This is a genomic window from Xanthomonas sp. NCPPB 1754 (genome assembly GCF_041475725.2).
GTDB lineage: Bacteria > Pseudomonadota > Gammaproteobacteria > Xanthomonadales > Xanthomonadaceae > Xanthomonas > Xanthomonas euvesicatoria.
This window is the reverse complement of record NZ_CM192982.1, coordinates 3758324-3773987: the sequence shown is the minus strand read 5'-3', so window position 1 is coordinate 3773987 and position 15664 is coordinate 3758324. Positions and strand designations below refer to the sequence as shown.

The following is a 15664-nucleotide window of genomic DNA, read 5'->3' as shown; positions in this document are numbered from 1 at the left end:
CCCTACCATCGGCTGGTCTGCCCGCCGACACCCACGACATTCCGATGACCCTGCCGCCGCTGTCCCATCTCGACCGGCTCGAAGCCGAAAGCATCCACATCCTGCGCGAAGTCGCCGCCGAGTTCCGGGCTCCGGTGATGCTGTATTCGGTGGGCAAGGACAGTTCGGTGCTGCTGCACCTGCTGCTCAAGGCGTTCGCGCCATCGCGGCCGCCGATCCCGCTGCTGCATATCGATACACGCTGGAAGTTCTGCGAAATGATCGCCTTCCGCGACCGCCGCGCGGCCGAGACCGGCGTGGACCTGCGCGTGCACATCAACCCCGACGGCGTTGCGCAGGACGTTGGCCCGATCAGCCACGGTGCCGCCGTGCACACCGACATCATGAAAACCCAGGGCCTGAAGCAGGCCCTGGAGCACGGCGGCTTCGATGCGGCGATCGGTGGGGCACGCCGCGACGAAGAGAAATCGCGCGCCAAGGAGCGCGTCTTTTCGTTTCGTACCGCACGCCACCGCTGGGACCCGAAGAACCAGCGCCCGGAGTTGTGGAATCTGTACAACGCGCGCACCGGTCCGGGCGAAAGCGTGCGCGTGTTTCCGCTCTCCAACTGGACCGAGCTGGACATCTGGCTGTACATCTACCGCGAGAAGATTCCGGTGGTGCCGCTGTACTTCGCCGCCCCGCGCCCGGTGGTGGAGCGCGATGGTGCCTGGATCATGGTCGACGACGCGCGCCTGCCGCTGCGCCCGGGCGAAACCCCGCAACTGCGCTCGGTGCGCTTCCGTACGCTGGGCTGCTACCCGCTCACCGGCGCCATCGACTCCGATGCAGACACGCTGGAAGCGGTCATCGCCGAAATGCTGGTCAGCACCAGCTCCGAGCGCCAGGGCCGCATGATCGACCACGCCCCGGGCGCATCGATGGAACAGAAGAAGCTTGAGGGGTATTTCTGATGGGCAGTGAATGGGGAATGGAGAATGGGGAATCGCAACAGCGGTTGCCGGAAGACGTCACGTTGGCGGAGAACGCTTTTGCGATTCCCGATTCCCGACTCCCAATTCCCGGCACCATCGGCGCCTACCTCCAGCAACACGAATCCAAGCCGCTGCTGCGCTTCATCACCTGCGGCAGCGTGGACGACGGCAAGAGCACGCTGATCGGGCGGTTGCTCTACGACAGCAAGCGCTTGTTCGACGATCAGCTTGCCGCGCTGGAAAGCGATAGCCGACGGCATGGCACCCAGGGCGGGGGCATCGACTATGCCCTGCTGATGGACGGGCTGGCGGCCGAACGCGAGCAGGGCATCACCATCGATGTGGCCTACCGCTATTTCGATACCGACCGGCGGAAATTCATCGTGGCCGATTGCCCCGGACACGAGCAGTACACGCGCAACATGGCCACCGGCGCGTCGACCGCCGATGTGGCGGTGGTGCTGGTGGATGCACGCAAGGGCCTGCTGACGCAGACCCGCAGGCATAGCTACATCGTGTCGTTGCTGGGCATCCGGCATGTGGTGCTGGCGGTCAACAAGATGGACCTGGTGGACTACGACGCGCAGGTGTTCGCCGACATCGCAGAAGGCTACGCCGCACTTGCCGCGCAGCTGGGCATCGCCCAGGTGCAGTGCATTCCGCTGTCGGCGCTGGCGGGCGAAAATCTGTCCAGCGCTTCGACGCAGATGCCGTGGTACGGCGGCCCGCATCTGCTGCAGCACCTGGACACCGTGCAGTTGGAGTCGCTGGACGCTGGTAGCGGCCTGCGCCTGCCGGTGCAATGGGTCAACCGCCCCAACGCGCAGTTCCGTGGCTATGCGGGCACGATTGCCGCCGGCCAGGTGCGTGCGGGCGATGCGGTGGTGGTCGTGCCGTCCGGGCGCCGCACGCAGGTGGCAAGCGTGCGCGATGCCAACGGCGAGGTCGACAGCGCACGCGCCGGACAGGCAGTGACGCTGACCTTGCGCGATGAGATCGACATCAGCCGTGGCGACATCATTGCCGCCGTCGACGACCCGCCGGAGGTGGCCGACCAGTTCGCCGCGCATCTGCTGTGGATGGACGATGCTGCGTTGCTGCCCGGCCGCCCGTACTGGCTCAAGATCGGCACCCGCACCGTGACCGTGAGCATCAGCGAGATCAAGCACAAGGTCGATGTGAACACGCAGGAGCGGCTGGCCGCCAAGCGCCTGGAACTCAACGAGGTGGGTTACTGCAACCTGGCACTGGACGAACCGATCGCGTTCTCGCCTTACGCGCGCAACCGCGTGCTCGGCGGATTCATCCTGATCGACCGCCAAAGCAATGCCACCGTGGCCGCCGGCACGCTGGAATTCGCGTTGCGCCGCGCCGGCAACGTGCACTGGCAGCATCTGGACGTGGATCGCAGCGCACGTGCGCGCATCAAGGGCCAAGCGCCACGCGTGCTGTGGTTTACCGGGCTGTCGGGGGCCGGCAAGTCCACGGTCGCCAACCTGGTCGACAAGCGCCTGCACGCGCTGGGCTATCACACCTTCATCCTGGACGGCGACAACGTGCGCCACGGGCTCAACCGCGACCTGGGCTTCACCGACGAAGACCGCGTGGAAAACATCCGTCGCGTGGCCGAAGTGGCCCGCCTGATGGCCGATGCCGGCCTGATCGTGCTGGTGAGTTTCATTTCGCCATTCCGTGCCGAGCGGCAGCTGGCGCGCGAACGCTTCGACCAGGGCGAGTTCGTCGAGGTCTTCGTGGACGTGCCGCTGGCCGTTGCCGAAGCGCGCGATGTGAAAGGGCTGTACCGCAAGGCGCGCGCCGGGCAGATTCCCAATTTCACCGGGATCGACTCGCCGTACGAGGCACCCCAGAACCCGGAGATCCATCTTCACGCCGATGGTGAGAATGTAGAGGCGCTGGCGCACCATGTGCTCGAATATCTGGGACTGGAACGCTAAGCGCGGCTAGTAAAACTCCTGCGCAGCCGCCAGGCGGGCGCGGCCGGTGCTCGATCGGCATGTACCACTCGTACACTCCGGTTCTGAGTGCGCCGTCCGCACCCACCTGACTGCTCGCTACGTTTTGTTAGCCGCTCTAAGGGCGGCGAACACGACAGGGCATGCGGTCGTCAGGCAAACGCGGTGCGTGTACGCAGCGGCGGTGTATGACCCCATACACGCCGTTATTGCATACCGGCGGCGCCCGTCTGGCGAATGCGCGGCCAGGTGCTGGCCGCGCTGACCAGCGCATCGTGCCAAGGACAGCAAGGGTCTTTGGTCATGGTGCAAAGCGCGCCCTTTCTGTCAATTCATGGCGGCTAGGTCGGTAAACTTTCGACGTACCCCGCCAGGATGTTCTGATGCCTGTTCTGCCCAGCGCGCGCGTTTGCGCCGCGCTCTTGTTGGCCGCTGTCCTGGCCGGTTGTAGCCGTCAGGCCAGCACGCCGGCCGCCGCCAAACCCATTCCGGTCTCGGTGCAGACGGTGGCCACCCAACCCTGGAACTCGACCGTGCAGTCGATCGCCACCGTGCGTGCGCGCGAATCGGTGGCGCTCACCGCCGCGGTCAGCGATGTGGTGGAGCAGGTGTATTTCGACAGCGGCGACGAGGTCAAGGCCGGGCAATTGCTGCTGCGTCTGCGCGGCAATTCGCAGCAGGCGGCACTGACCGCCGCACAGGCCACCTTCGAAGAGACCGACCAGTTGTACCGCCGCCAGTTGAGTCTGGTTGGCCAGCAACTGGTGGCCAAGTCCACCGTGGACACGCAGCGCGCGCTGCGCGATGCCGCACAGGCGCGCGTGCAGCAGATGCGCGCGGAAATCACCGACCGCGAAGTGCGCGCGCCGTTTTCCGGCGTGCTGGGCATCCGCCAGATCAGCCCTGGCTCGCTGATCACCTCCAGCACGGTGATCGCCACGTTGGACGATGTGGCGCGCATGTATGTGGATTTCCAGGTGCCGGAATCGCAGTTCGGCCTGGTGCAACTCGGTAATGCCGTGAGCGGCAGCGCGGCGGCGTATCCGGGCGCGCAGTTCCAGGGCGAGGTGGTGACCATCGATTCGCGGATCGATGAGACCACGCGCTCGGTGACGGTACGTGCGGATTTCCCCAACGACGATCGCCGGCTGCGTCCGGGCATGCTGCTGGATGTGCGGCTGTTCCAGCCGGCGCGGCAGGCGGTGGTGATTCCGGAAATTGCGGTGGTGCAGGTGGGGCGCGAATCGTACGTCTTCCGGGTCAAGCCCGACAGCACCGTGGAGCGCGCCGATGTGCGGCTGGGCGAGCGTCGCGACGGCAAGGTGGAAATCCTCGAAGGCATCAAGGCCGGCGAGCGCATCGTAGTGGACGGCACCGGCAAGCTGCGCCCGGGCCTGAAGATTGCCGATCAGGCCGCGCCCGCAGCGCCACGCCCGCAGGCGGCCGCACAATGAAACTCTCCGACCTGTCGATCACCCGCCCGGTGATGGCGGTGGTGATGAGTTTGCTGCTGATCGTGCTGGGGGTGATGTCGTTCACCCGCCTCACGCTGCGCGAGTTGCCGGCCATCGACCCGCCCATCGTCTCGGTGGATGTGGAATACACCGGCGCCTCTGCCGCAGTGGTGGAAAGCCGCATCACCCAGGTGCTGGAAGACGCGCTGGCCGGCATCGAGGGCATCTCCACCATCGAGGCGCGCAGCCGTAATGGCTCCTCCGACATCAGTATCGAGTTCGTGCAATCGCGCGATGTGGAAGCGGCCGCCAACGACGTGCGCGATGCGGTCAGCCGGGTGTCCGACCGCATGCCCGACCAGGCACGTCCACCGGAGATTTCCAAGGTCGAAGCCGACGCCGACCCCATCCTGTGGCTCAACATGAGCTCCAGCACGATGGACACGCTGCAGCTGTCCGACTACGCCGAGCGCTACGTGGTCGACCGCTTCTCCAGCCTGGATGGCGTGGCGCAGCTGCGGATCGGCGGGCGCCAGCGCTATGCGATGCGCATCTGGCTGGACCGCGACCAATTGGCGGCACGCGAACTCACCGTGGCCGATGTGGAAGCGGCGCTGCAGAACGAAAACGTCGAGCTGCCCGCCGGCAGCATCGAATCGGCGCAGCGCGATTTCACCTTGCGCGTGGAGCGCAGTTATCTCAAGCCCGAAGATTTCGCCAAGTTGCCGTTGAACAAGGGCGAGGGCGGTTACGTGGTACGGCTGGGCGATGTGGCCAGGGTGGAGCTGACCTCGGCCGAGCGGCGCGCCTATTTCCAGAGCAATGGCGTGCCCAACGTGGGGCTGGGCATCGTGCGCAACTCCACCGCCAATGCGCTGGACGTGGCGCGCGAAGCGCGCGCGCAAGCCGAAGAAGTGCAGAAGTCGCTCCCGAAGGGCACCAACATCTTCGTTGCCTTCGATACCACCACCTTCATCGATGCGGCGGTGGAGCGCGTGTATCACACGCTGGTGGAAGCGGTGGTGCTGGTGCTGGTGGTGATCTGGGTGTTTCTGGGCAGCGCGCGTGCCGCGCTGATTCCTGCGGTGACGGTACCGGTGTGCCTGATTGCCGCGTTCATTGCGCTATACGCCTTCGATTTTTCGATCAACCTGCTCACCCTGCTGGCCTTGGTGCTGTGTATCGGCCTGGTGGTGGACGACGCCATCGTGGTGGTGGAAAACATCCAGCGCCGGATCGATCTGGGCGAACCGCCGCTGGTGGCCGCCAAGCGCGGCACCGGGCAGGTGGCGTTCGCGGTGATCGCGACCACGGCCGTGCTGGTGGCGGTGTTTCTGCCGGTCGGTTTTCTGGAAGGCAATACCGGGCGGCTGTTCCGCGAATTGGCAGTGGCGCTGGCGGCGGCAGTGGCGATCTCGGCCTTCGTGGCGCTGACGCTGACGCCGATGATGTCGTCCAAGTTGTTGCGCGCGCATGGGCAGGCCAAGCCCAATCGCTTCCACCGCTGGTTCGATGGGCGCATGCAGGCGGTGTCCGGTGCGTATGGGCGCTCGCTGGAGCGGCATGTGCACCGCACCTGGATCTTTGCGCTGTTGATGCTGTTGGCACTGGGCGCCAGCGCATGGCTGATGGGCCGCATTCCTTCCGAACTGGCGCCGGCCGAAGACCGCGGCAATTTCCAGATCATGATCGACGGCCCGGAAGGGGCCGGCTTCGATTACACGGTTGGGCAGATGCATCAGGTGGAAGACATCCTGCGCCCCTTCGTGGGGCCGGACAAACCCATCGTGCGCGCCAACCCGCGCGTGCCTGGCGGCTTTGGCAGCAGTGAGGAAATGCACACCGGCCGGGTCAGCGTGTTCTTGCAGGATTGGGAAAAGCGCTCCCGCCCCACCACCGAAGTGGCCGATGAGGTGCAGCAGAAACTCAATGTGCTCAGCGGCGTGCGTGCGCGCACGCAGGTGAGCGGCGGGCTGGTGCGTAGCCGTGGACAACCGTTCCAGCTGGTGCTGGGCGGGCCGGATTACGCGGAGATTGCGCAATGGCGCGACCGCATTTTGCAGCGCATGGAAGCCAACCCCGGTCTGGTCGGCCCCGACTCCGATTACAAGGAGACCCGCCCGCAGATGCGCGTCAATATCGACCGCCTGCGCGCGGCCGATCTGGGCGTGCCGGTCACTGCCATCGGCGGGGCGCTGGAAGCGTTGATGGGCTCGCGCCGCGTCACCACCTTCGTCGACAACGGCGAGGAATACGACGTGATGCTGCAGGCCGGGCGCGAAGGCCGCATGTCGCCGGAAGACCTCACCGCCATTCGCGTGCGTTCCAACCGTGGCGAACTGATCCCGCTCTCCAACCTGGTGACATTGAGCGAAGTGGCCGAAGCCGGCACCTTGAATCGCTTCAATCGCCTGCGTGCGATCACCATCACCGCCGGCCTGGCCCCGGGCTACCCGCTTGGCGATGCCATTGCCTGGGCGCAGCAGGCCGCGCAGGAAGAACTTCCCGAATATGCGCAGGTGGACTGGAAAGGCGAATCGCGCGAGTACCAGCAATCGGGCAGTGCGGTGTTGCTGACCTTCGGCATGGCGCTGCTGGTGGTGTATCTGGTGCTGGCCGCGCAGTTCGAAAGCTTCGCGCACCCGTTGGTGATCATGCTCACCGTGCCGTTGGCCGTGCTGGGCGCGCTGGTGGGGCTGTGGCTGACCGGCGGCACGCTCAATCTGTTCAGTCAGATCGGCATCGTGATGCTGGTGGGGCTGGCGGCCAAGAACGGCATCCTGATCGTGGAATTCGCCAACCAGTTGCGCGACGAAGGGCGCAGTGTGCATGCGGCCATCGTGGAATCGGCATCGGTGCGTTTGCGCCCGATCCTGATGACCTCCATTGCGACGGTAGTCGGCGCGATTCCGCTGGTGGTAGCCGGTGGGCCTGGCTCGGCCAGCCGCGCCACCATCGGCGTGGTGGTGATCTTCGGCGTCTCGCTGTCCACGTTGTTGTCGCTGTACGTGGTGCCGGCGTTCTACAGCCTGATCGCGCCGTTTACCAAGTCGCCCGAAGCGGTGGCACGCCAGCTGGAAACCCTGGAAGCGCAGACGCCGTCGGTGGGTGGGCATGCGTGAACGCGGCCGGCAGCGCGACGGCTGCCGGCGTTCGTCGATGCGGGGAAGGTGTCAGGCCATCGACGTGCTGGGCCGGTGTGTGCATTCGTCCATCTGAGCGGCCGGTGTCGCTGCGCTGCGCGGTACGTTGCATGCGGCGGCGATGCCGCGCGCTGCGATACGTCTCATATGGTTGTGCACGGTAGGCCGTCGCTGCGAGCCTCATAACGGTGCCCAGCCAGGACGGGCGCGCATTGTGGCCGGTCCTGTGGGCGCGGCACAGCACGGGTGCGCGCCAGTCGCCAACCAATGGCCCATGACAGTCACGGATGGATATGGTGCACTTCGACGATTGCCATCCCCGGAGTTGTCGATGCGTCGTCTTGCCTGCCTGCTTGCTCCTTCCCTTCTCGCGTTGTGCTGCGGCAACGTGTTGGCACAGTCGTCCGGCGAGCCGGTTCCCAATGGTCGTCTGCCGACCTGGGCAGTACCGGAGCGCTACAGCCTCGCGCTCAAGATCGACCCGGAGCAGACGCAATTCAGCGGCCGCACCACCATCCGCGTGCAGCTCAAGCAGGCGTCCGACCATCTCTGGCTGCACGGCAAGGAATTGAAGGTCAGCAAGGTCACCGTCAAGCCCGGCAAGGGCAAGGCGCTGACTGCACGCTACGTGGAAGCCGATGCGCAAACCGGCGTGGCAAGGCTGGATTTCGGCCGCACGCTCTCGCCGCAGACGCTTACCGTGGAGATCGCCTACAGCGCGCCGCTCAACCAACAGCTGCAGGGCCTGTACCAGGTGAAATACCAGGGCAAGGCGTATGCGATGACGCAGATGGAGCCGATCAGTGCGCGCTACGCGTTCCCCGGCTTCGACGAGCCGGCGTTCAAGACGCCGTTCGACATCAGCCTGACCGTGCCCAGCGATGACCAGGCGCTGGCCAACACCATCGCGACCTCGACCAAGCCCGCCGGCAAGGGCTGGAAGACGGTGACGTTCGCCCCGACCGTGCCGCTGCCGACCTATCTGGTCGCCTACGCCGCCGGCCCGTGGGACGTGGTGGATGTGGCGCCGATGCCGGCCACCCCGCAGCGCCCCAACGCCACGCCGTTGCGCGGCATTGCCGCCAAGGGCCAGGGCCCGCGCATCACCCCCGCACTGGACCAGACCCCGGCCATCATCGCCGCGCTGGAGGACTACTACGCCTTCGGTTATCCATTCGACAAGCTCGATCTGGTCGCAGCGCCGGACTTCAGCGCCGGCGCGATGGAAAACCCGGGGTTTGTGACCTTCCGCGATTGGCTGCTGTTGTTGGACAAGGATTCGCCGGCCGAGAACGTGCAGCGCTCCTTCAACGTCAATGCGCACGAGCTGGCGCATCAGTGGACCGGCGACACCGTGACCATGGCGTGGTGGGACGACCTGTGGCTCAACGAAGCGTTCGCGACCTGGATGCAGCAGAAGATCACCATGCAGCTGCATCCGGAATACCACGCCAATCTGGACCGTATCGGCGGTGCGCAGCATGCGATGGAAAACGACAGCCTGGTGAGCGCACGCAAGATTCGCCAGCCGATCACCGGCAATGGCGATATCGAAACCGCCTTCGACGGCATCACCTACCAGAAGGGCGCGGCGGTGCTGGCGATGTTCGAAGCCTTCGTTGGCGAAGACGTGTTCCGCCAGGGCATGCGCGCCTATATCGCCAAGCATAAGTTCGGCAACGCCACCGCCGATGACCTGGTCGATGCGATCGCAGAAGCGGCCGGCAAGGGCGATGATTTCAAGGCCGCATTCCGCAGCTTCCTCAACCAGCCGGGCGTGCCGTATCTGCAGACCCAGGTGGCGCGCGAAGGCGGCAAGACCGTGGTCAAGCTGCAGCAGCAACGCTACCTGCCGCTGGGCTCCAGCGGCTCTGCCGCGCAACAGTGGGGTGTGCCGGTGTGCGTGAAGTACGGCAAGGGCAAGAACCAGGTTGGCACCGCCTGCCAGTTGCTTGAAGGCGGCAGCGGCAGCATCGTGCTGGAAGGGGCCGGCAAGAACACCTGGGTGTTCCCGAATGCGCGTGGCGCCGGCTATTACCGTTTCTCGCTGCCCAGCAAGCAGTTGGCGGCGCTGGGCAAGCAGGTCGGCCAGCTGGACGATAACGAACAGCTCGCCTACGCTGATGCGATCAATGCGGCGTACCGTCACGGTGATGCCGACAACGCGGCCGTGCTGGCAGCGCTCGCGCAGTTGGCGCCGTCGGCATCGGCCGATGTGTCCACCGCGTTGCTGGACCGCTTCGGGTGGATCTGGCGTTACCAGGCCACCACCGAGGCGCAGCGCGGCGCATTGCGCAAGGCCGCCGAACAGGCGTACCTGCCGCGTCTGCGTGCGCTGGGCTACACGCGGCGCAGCGGTGAGTCGATCGACGACACCGCACTGCGCACGTCGCTGGCCAGTGTGTTCGCCTTGCGTCTGCAGAACGCAGAGGTCCGCAAGGCCCTGCTGGCGCAAGGCGATGCGGTGCTGGCCGGCGGCAAGGGTGCGCTGGATTTCTCCGCCGCCAACCCGGACCTGCTCGGCACCGTGCTGGCAGTGACTGTCCAGGAACGCGGCGCACCGGCAGTGCAGGCGCTGATCGATGCATTGCGCACGCATGCCGACCCGGCCCAGCGCAACGCCATGATCGCCGCACTGGGTGCGGTGCAGGACCCGGCGCTACTGAAGCAGGTGCGCGATTTCGCGCTGACCGACGCGATCAAGGTAGGCGAGATGAAGAGCCTGCTGATGCGCGGGCACAGCGATGAGCGTTCGCATGAGTCGATGTGGGCCTGGTTCACTGCCAACTTCGACCGCATCGTGCAACGCAGTGGCTCGTTCGATGGTGGCGGGTTGCCGGCGCTGGGTGCTTCCGGTGGCTGCAGCGTGGACGAGGCCGATCGCCTGGATGCGTTCTTCAAGCCGCGCCTGGCCAAGCTCAGTGGCGCCGACCGTGGCCTGGCGCAGACCGGCGAGACCATCCGCCTGTGCGCTGCGTTGAAACAGGCGCAAACCGCCCAGCGCTGAGTTGCGGCGTGCGGCCGGTGTGCGCAGTATCGTGGGAGTCGCTGCTGCGCATGCCATGACCAACGCAATGGACCAATCGCTGATCGTGCACGGGGAAGGCTTCGTGCTGCGCCGCTGGCGCCAGGACGACCTGGATGCCTTGGTGCGGCATGCCAACGACCCGCTGGTGCCGCGCGGATTGAGCGAGCGATTCCCTCACCCATATACCCGTGCCGATGGCGAAGCGTTCCTAGCGGGTAGGGTTGTCGATTTGCGAGACCCGGTGCTGGCCATCGAGATCGATGGCCAGGCCTGCGACACGATCGCAGTGCGCCCAGGGCAGGGCGAACGTCGCTACTCGGCCGAGCTGGGGTATTGGATCGGTCGCACGTATTGGGGCCGCGGCTGGATGACACGCATCGTGGGCACGTATGTCGCCTGGGCGATGCAGACACGACCGCTGTATCGCGTGCAGGCCACTGTGCTCGATCGCAATCCTGCATCGGCCACGGTGTTGCTGCGCAATGGCTTCGTCGAAGAAGGCGTCAGCCGCTGTGCGCTGCTCAAGCCGGATGGGCTGCACGATCTGCGTGTGTTCGCCCGGGTGAATCCACCCGTTGCGATTGGCGTGCCGGTGTGCGCATCCGCCCCTGCGTGATTGCATGCACATGATGGCGAGCTGTACGACGGGAAATGGCCGCCGCAGGAGTCTTGCAGATGCTGCTGGCCTTCGGGTCGCGTCGACGCCTCCTGCCGGGCGGCACGACGTTCAACATGCCTCAGCGCAGCCGCCATGTACGGACCATCGCGCCTGTGGCTTACCATCGGCGTCACTGCCTGTGCGGCAGCGGCCTTCCGGCGCTGCAACACGATCGACACGCAGACGGCGAAACGGCCGGAAGCAGCCGTTCCGCACTGCAAGCAACTCGAACTCCTGGATCCGACAATGACACAGCATGATGGACGCGGCGGACGGCCGCCACGCGACGGCGGCTCCGGCCCCTCGCACAACCCGTGGGGCCGCGCTGCGCCGCGCACACCTGCACCGCGCAGTGCCGCACCCCGCGCTCCAGCGCAGCACACTTCCGCTGTCACGCCACCTGCCGCTGCAGCAAGCGGCAACGCGCGTGAGGTGCGGCTGTACGGCATCAACGCCGTGCAGGCCGTGTTCAAGGCGCGCCCGCAGGCGCTGCGCAAGCTGTACCTAAGCGAGGCGCGCATTCCGCAGTTCAAGGCGCTGCTGGCCTGGTGCGTGACCCAGCGCATCGGCTATCGGGTGGTGGACGAGGCCGATCTGAGCAAGCTCGCTGCCAGTGCGCACCATGAAGGCATCGTCGCCGAGGTGCTGCGCGTCGCCCCGCAACCGTTGCAGGAATGGCTGGCCGCGTTGCCGCAGGGCCCGGTGCTGGCGCTGTGGCTGGACGGGGTGGGCAACCCGCACAACTTCGGGGCGATATTGCGCTCGTCGGCGCACTTCGGTGTGGCCGGTCTGTTGTTGCCGGCCGGCTCCACGTTGGGCCTGTCGGGCGCGGCGGCACGCGTGGCCGAAGGCGGCGCCGAAGCGGTACCGCTGGTGCAACTGCCCGACACTGCAACGGCGATGGCGCAGCTGCGCCAGGCCGGTTTTGCGATTGCCGCGACCTTGGTCGATGGTGGCCAGGACGTCTTCGCCGCCGCGCTGCCGCAGCGCCTGGTGTATGTGATGGGCGCGGAAAGCGAAGGCATGGACCGCGCCTTCGCGCGCGATTGCGATCTGCAGTTGTCGATCCGCGGCAGCGGCAAGGTGGAAAGTCTCAACGTCGCCTCGGCCACTGCGGTCTTCCAGGCCGCCTGGCACGCGCGCGTGCTCAACGGAGAACACTGATGGTGCGTTTTTGTGCGTTGTTGCTTGCGACCGGTTGCCTGTTCAGTGCCAACGCGTCTGCCGCCACGCCGGCGGCACCTCCCGAGGTGCGCACCGATCATGGTGTGGTGCGTGGCCAATGGCAGGACGACGGCAGTGCGGTCTTCCGCGCGATCCCCTTCGCTGCGCCGCCACTGGGCGCGCTGCGCTGGCGCCCGCCGCAACCGGTCGCCGCATGGACGCAGGTGCGCGACGCCACTCAGGCCGCCACGCCGTGCGTGCAGCCGGCGCTGGGCTGGAACAACGCCATGGCCAGGCGCGGCACCGAAGATTGCCTCTATGTCGAAGTGCAGACACCGCAGCTGCATCCGGCCAAGCCGCTGCCGGTGTTCGTATGGATCCACGGTGGCGCGAACGTGGCCGGCGGCGCCGACGGACATCTGCCCACCAACCTGGTGGCGCAGGGCATGCTGGTGGTGACGCTGCAATACCGGCTGGGCGCGCTGGGGTTCCTGTCGTTGCCGGAGCTGACCGATGGCGACAACGAAGCCGCCGGCAATGTCGCCTTGCTCGATCAGATCGCGGCGCTGCAATGGGTGCGCGACAACATCGCGCAGTTCGGCGGCGACCCCGCGCGAGTCACGATTGCCGGGCAGTCGGCCGGCGGCCAGGACGTGGGCTTGCTGATGCTCAGCCCGCTCGCACGTGGCCTGTTCTCGGCAGCCATCGAACAGAGCGGCACTGCCGGCTTCGGCCTGCCGGCGCGCAGCCTGGAAGACAATCGCGCGCTGGGTGTGAGCATTGCCAAACGTGCCGGCATCGACGATTCGGCCACACGGCTGGCGCAACTACGCGCGTTGCCGGCCGACCAACTGCTCAAGGCCGCGCAGGGCGTGGATGTGCCGGCCTTGGATGACGACGGCTATATCTGGTTGCAGGCGGTGGTCGACGGGCGCGTGCTGCCACGTGCGCCGGCCGAACTGCTGGCTGCCGGCGCGCAGGCAAAGGTGCCACTGTTGATCGGTTACGTGGTGCAGGAACTGCGCTATGGCGGCGAGGACGGCGCCGAGAAGCGGGTGCGCCGCGACTATCCCGACCACGCCGACACCATCCTGCAAACGCATCGTGCCGCTATCGCGCAGCGCGCCGCGCGGCAAGGCAATGCATCCATGCAATTGTCCACCGATCTCACCTTCCGCTGCCCGGCGGTGACCGTGGCGCAACGCCAGGCTGCGCTGGGCGTGCCGGTGTGGCATTACGTGTTCGATACGGCGGTGCCCGGTGGGCAGGTGACACATAGCGCCGAGTTGCCGTTCCTGTTCAAGAATCTGCCGATCGGCCAGCCGCCGGTGTCCCTGCAGCGCTATTGGGCCGCGTTCGTGCAGCAGGGCAATCCGAATGCCAAGGGCCTGCCGGCTTGGCCGGCATTTGCGCCGGCACAGGCGGGGCTGCAGTTCGATGCGCGTGGCGTGCAACCCATCAAGCACGCGCGTCCGGCGGTATGTGCAGGCGTGGACTTGCCCTGATCGATCGCGCGCACCAAACGGTGCGCGCGATCGACCCAACGCAACTCGATTCAGCGTTCGCAGCCCGGCCCACCGAAATAGAAACCACCATTCTGCATTTCCGGCGACAAGCCGGTGCGGGTGACGCCGGCATCCAAGGCATACGGATAGCTGTAACCGGCCATCGCCAGCGTGTAGCAGGACGGATGCTCCACGCTCAGCGATGACAGGCGCTGCACGGGATGGGTGACCATCGCCGCATCGCGGTAGAAGTGGTTGGCCTGGAATGCGGCCTGGCGATAGCCGGCCGCTGCGAACTGACCGCTCCCCATGCGTGTGCTGGCTACACCGCTGTTGGTCGAGACCTCGCCGCCTGCGCTCACGTACGCAACGCGTCCATCGGCGAGATCGCCCGAATACAGTGATGCCTTGTAGTAACCGATCCATTCGCCGTCCAGGCGCAGCCACCAGTTGCCGTCGGTATTCTTCTGGAATTCGACACCCAGCAGGGTCTGCTTGCCGCCTGCAATGCTGAATCCTGCGGCCGGCTGAGCGCCCAGGACATGTCGCGTGCTGGTCTGCACGAAATCGCTGCAATCCAGATTATGACAACCTGTAGTGACGTAACCGTCCTGGGTGGAATAAATGAAAACGATCGGCTTGTTGCCCCAGCCTGCGTCTGGCTGGATCTCCCAGCCCACTTCAAGTGTTTGCACTTGCTCGCTTGCGCTTTCACCAACGATCCATATCTGACTGATGGTTTGTTTCTCGTTGGTGGAGCGTAACGTGGGTGCCCAAAGATTGATGTCGGCTCCTGCGCCTGTGACCGATGTGCCGGCGGTATCCAGAAAGACGAGGGAGTAGTAATGCGTTACCGGCGCCGCTTCCTGCACCGCCGGCACAGCGTCAGCCTGCCTGGGAGCAATCGCGCGCGGGGTTGTGCCGCGTAGAAAGCTACGCAGATTCGCATGCTTGCTCATCTCGGCCAAGCCGATGCGTTCGAACGGCACGCTGCCGGTGTCGCAACGTTGACCCGGGTTGACCGGCGCCACCGTCCCCTTGTTACTTGAGAGGGAGGGGGGTGCCGCCGGCGTGCTGCCATCGCGCAAGGCAGGTTGCTGCGCACTTGGAATGCAATCGAACACCTTGCCGTCCTGTTGCACGCTGCGCAGCACGGTCAGACCGTTGTAACGATTGAACAGATAACGCTGCATTTCGGCGAAGGCGGTGGGATCGCTGACCTTGGCCGCAGCACCACGTGTTGCGTAACTGAGCTGCGCCTGCGCATCCAGAAACGCCTTGAAGTCCCGCGTGACCTGCGGAAATGCCCGGGATGCAGCCAGCGACGTGCCAAGCGCGTCGCGTTGGGTAGTTGCGACGCTTGCGGTGGCCGGTGTGCGAAGCAAGGGTGGCATCAGTGTATCGATGCTGCGGTCGCTGGTCGTCGAGATCGATGGCGATAGCAGCGTGGCAGCGCCGGCTGTGGGAGCCAGTGCAAAAACGCAAAGCGCAGCAATCGCGTGGCTGATCGATATCGGCCGATGAGAACGGAAGGTCATGTGTTGTCCCTTGGCGCCGGAATGAAACTGCCTGCACGCGGCGTACCATGCAGGACAGCAGCTTCAGTCCGCAGGTGCATTCCGAGTTCCGTTCGGGGCGCATGCCTGCGTTGAAGGCGTGCGCAGTCTAGCTGCGCAAAAAACAACTGGATGGGCAACAATGCATTGCGTGACATCAGGCACGAAGCAAGCGCAATGCGCTAAGCGGATGCCATGTCAATGGTCAT

9 protein-coding genes and 1 other RNA gene are annotated in these 15664 nt (G+C 65.8%); 9 read left to right on the top strand and 1 reads right to left on the bottom strand.

What is annotated here, in order from left to right:
- Positions 1-44: 44 nt before the first annotated feature.
- From cysD to ACCQ15_RS16280, 9 genes are all read left to right on the top strand, one after another.
- Positions 45-953, top strand: a complete 909-nt coding sequence (gene cysD, locus ACCQ15_RS16320) for a sulfate adenylyltransferase subunit CysD (protein ID WP_372380802.1) — start codon at positions 45-47, stop codon at positions 951-953.
- A 17-nt stretch (positions 954-970) separates the two neighbouring features.
- Positions 971-2929, top strand: a complete 1959-nt coding sequence (gene cysN / locus ACCQ15_RS16315; RefSeq protein WP_372157803.1) for a sulfate adenylyltransferase subunit CysN — start codon at positions 971-973, stop codon at positions 2927-2929.
- Between the two features lie 59 nt (positions 2930-2988).
- A non-coding RNA gene (locus tag ACCQ15_RS16310) (sX9 sRNA) lies at positions 2989-3062 on the top strand.
- Positions 3063-3330: 268 nt separating this feature from the next.
- Positions 3331-4401 carry an efflux RND transporter periplasmic adaptor subunit gene (locus ACCQ15_RS16305; RefSeq protein WP_011348408.1) on the top strand — a complete coding sequence of 357 codons (1071 nt, stop codon included), beginning with the start codon at positions 3331-3333 and terminating at the stop codon, positions 4399-4401.
- A complete protein-coding gene (locus ACCQ15_RS16300; protein ID WP_372380801.1) occupies positions 4398-7523 on the top strand; it encodes an efflux RND transporter permease subunit in 3126 nt (1041 codons plus the stop codon). The genes ACCQ15_RS16305 and ACCQ15_RS16300 overlap by 4 nt, the downstream gene beginning before the upstream one ends.
- 352 nt (positions 7524-7875) lie before the next feature.
- Positions 7876-10551 carry a M1 family metallopeptidase gene (locus ACCQ15_RS16295; protein ID WP_136732887.1) on the top strand — a complete coding sequence of 892 codons (2676 nt, stop codon included), beginning with the start codon at positions 7876-7878 and terminating at the stop codon, positions 10549-10551.
- Positions 10552-10618: 67 nt separating this feature from the next.
- Positions 10619-11188, top strand: a complete 570-nt coding sequence (locus ACCQ15_RS16290) for a GNAT family N-acetyltransferase (protein ID WP_372381574.1) — start codon at positions 10619-10621, stop codon at positions 11186-11188.
- Between the two features lie 288 nt (positions 11189-11476).
- The gene (locus ACCQ15_RS16285; RefSeq protein WP_033479195.1) at positions 11477-12394 is read left to right on the top strand and encodes a TrmH family RNA methyltransferase; all 918 of its coding nucleotides are present in this window, start codon (positions 11477-11479) and stop codon (positions 12392-12394) included.
- On the top strand, positions 12394-13899 hold the full coding sequence (locus ACCQ15_RS16280) for a carboxylesterase/lipase family protein (protein WP_011348397.1): 1506 nt from the start codon (positions 12394-12396) through the stop codon (positions 13897-13899). The genes ACCQ15_RS16285 and ACCQ15_RS16280 overlap by 1 nt, the downstream gene beginning before the upstream one ends.
- Before the next feature lie 50 nt (positions 13900-13949).
- Here ACCQ15_RS16280 and ACCQ15_RS16275 read toward each other — a convergent pair whose 3' ends face one another.
- Positions 13950-15437: a neprosin family prolyl endopeptidase gene (locus ACCQ15_RS16275; RefSeq protein ID WP_372380012.1), complete on the bottom strand. Its 1488-nt coding sequence runs from the start codon at positions 15435-15437 to the stop codon at positions 13950-13952.
- Between the last annotated feature and the right edge of the window lie 227 nt (positions 15438-15664).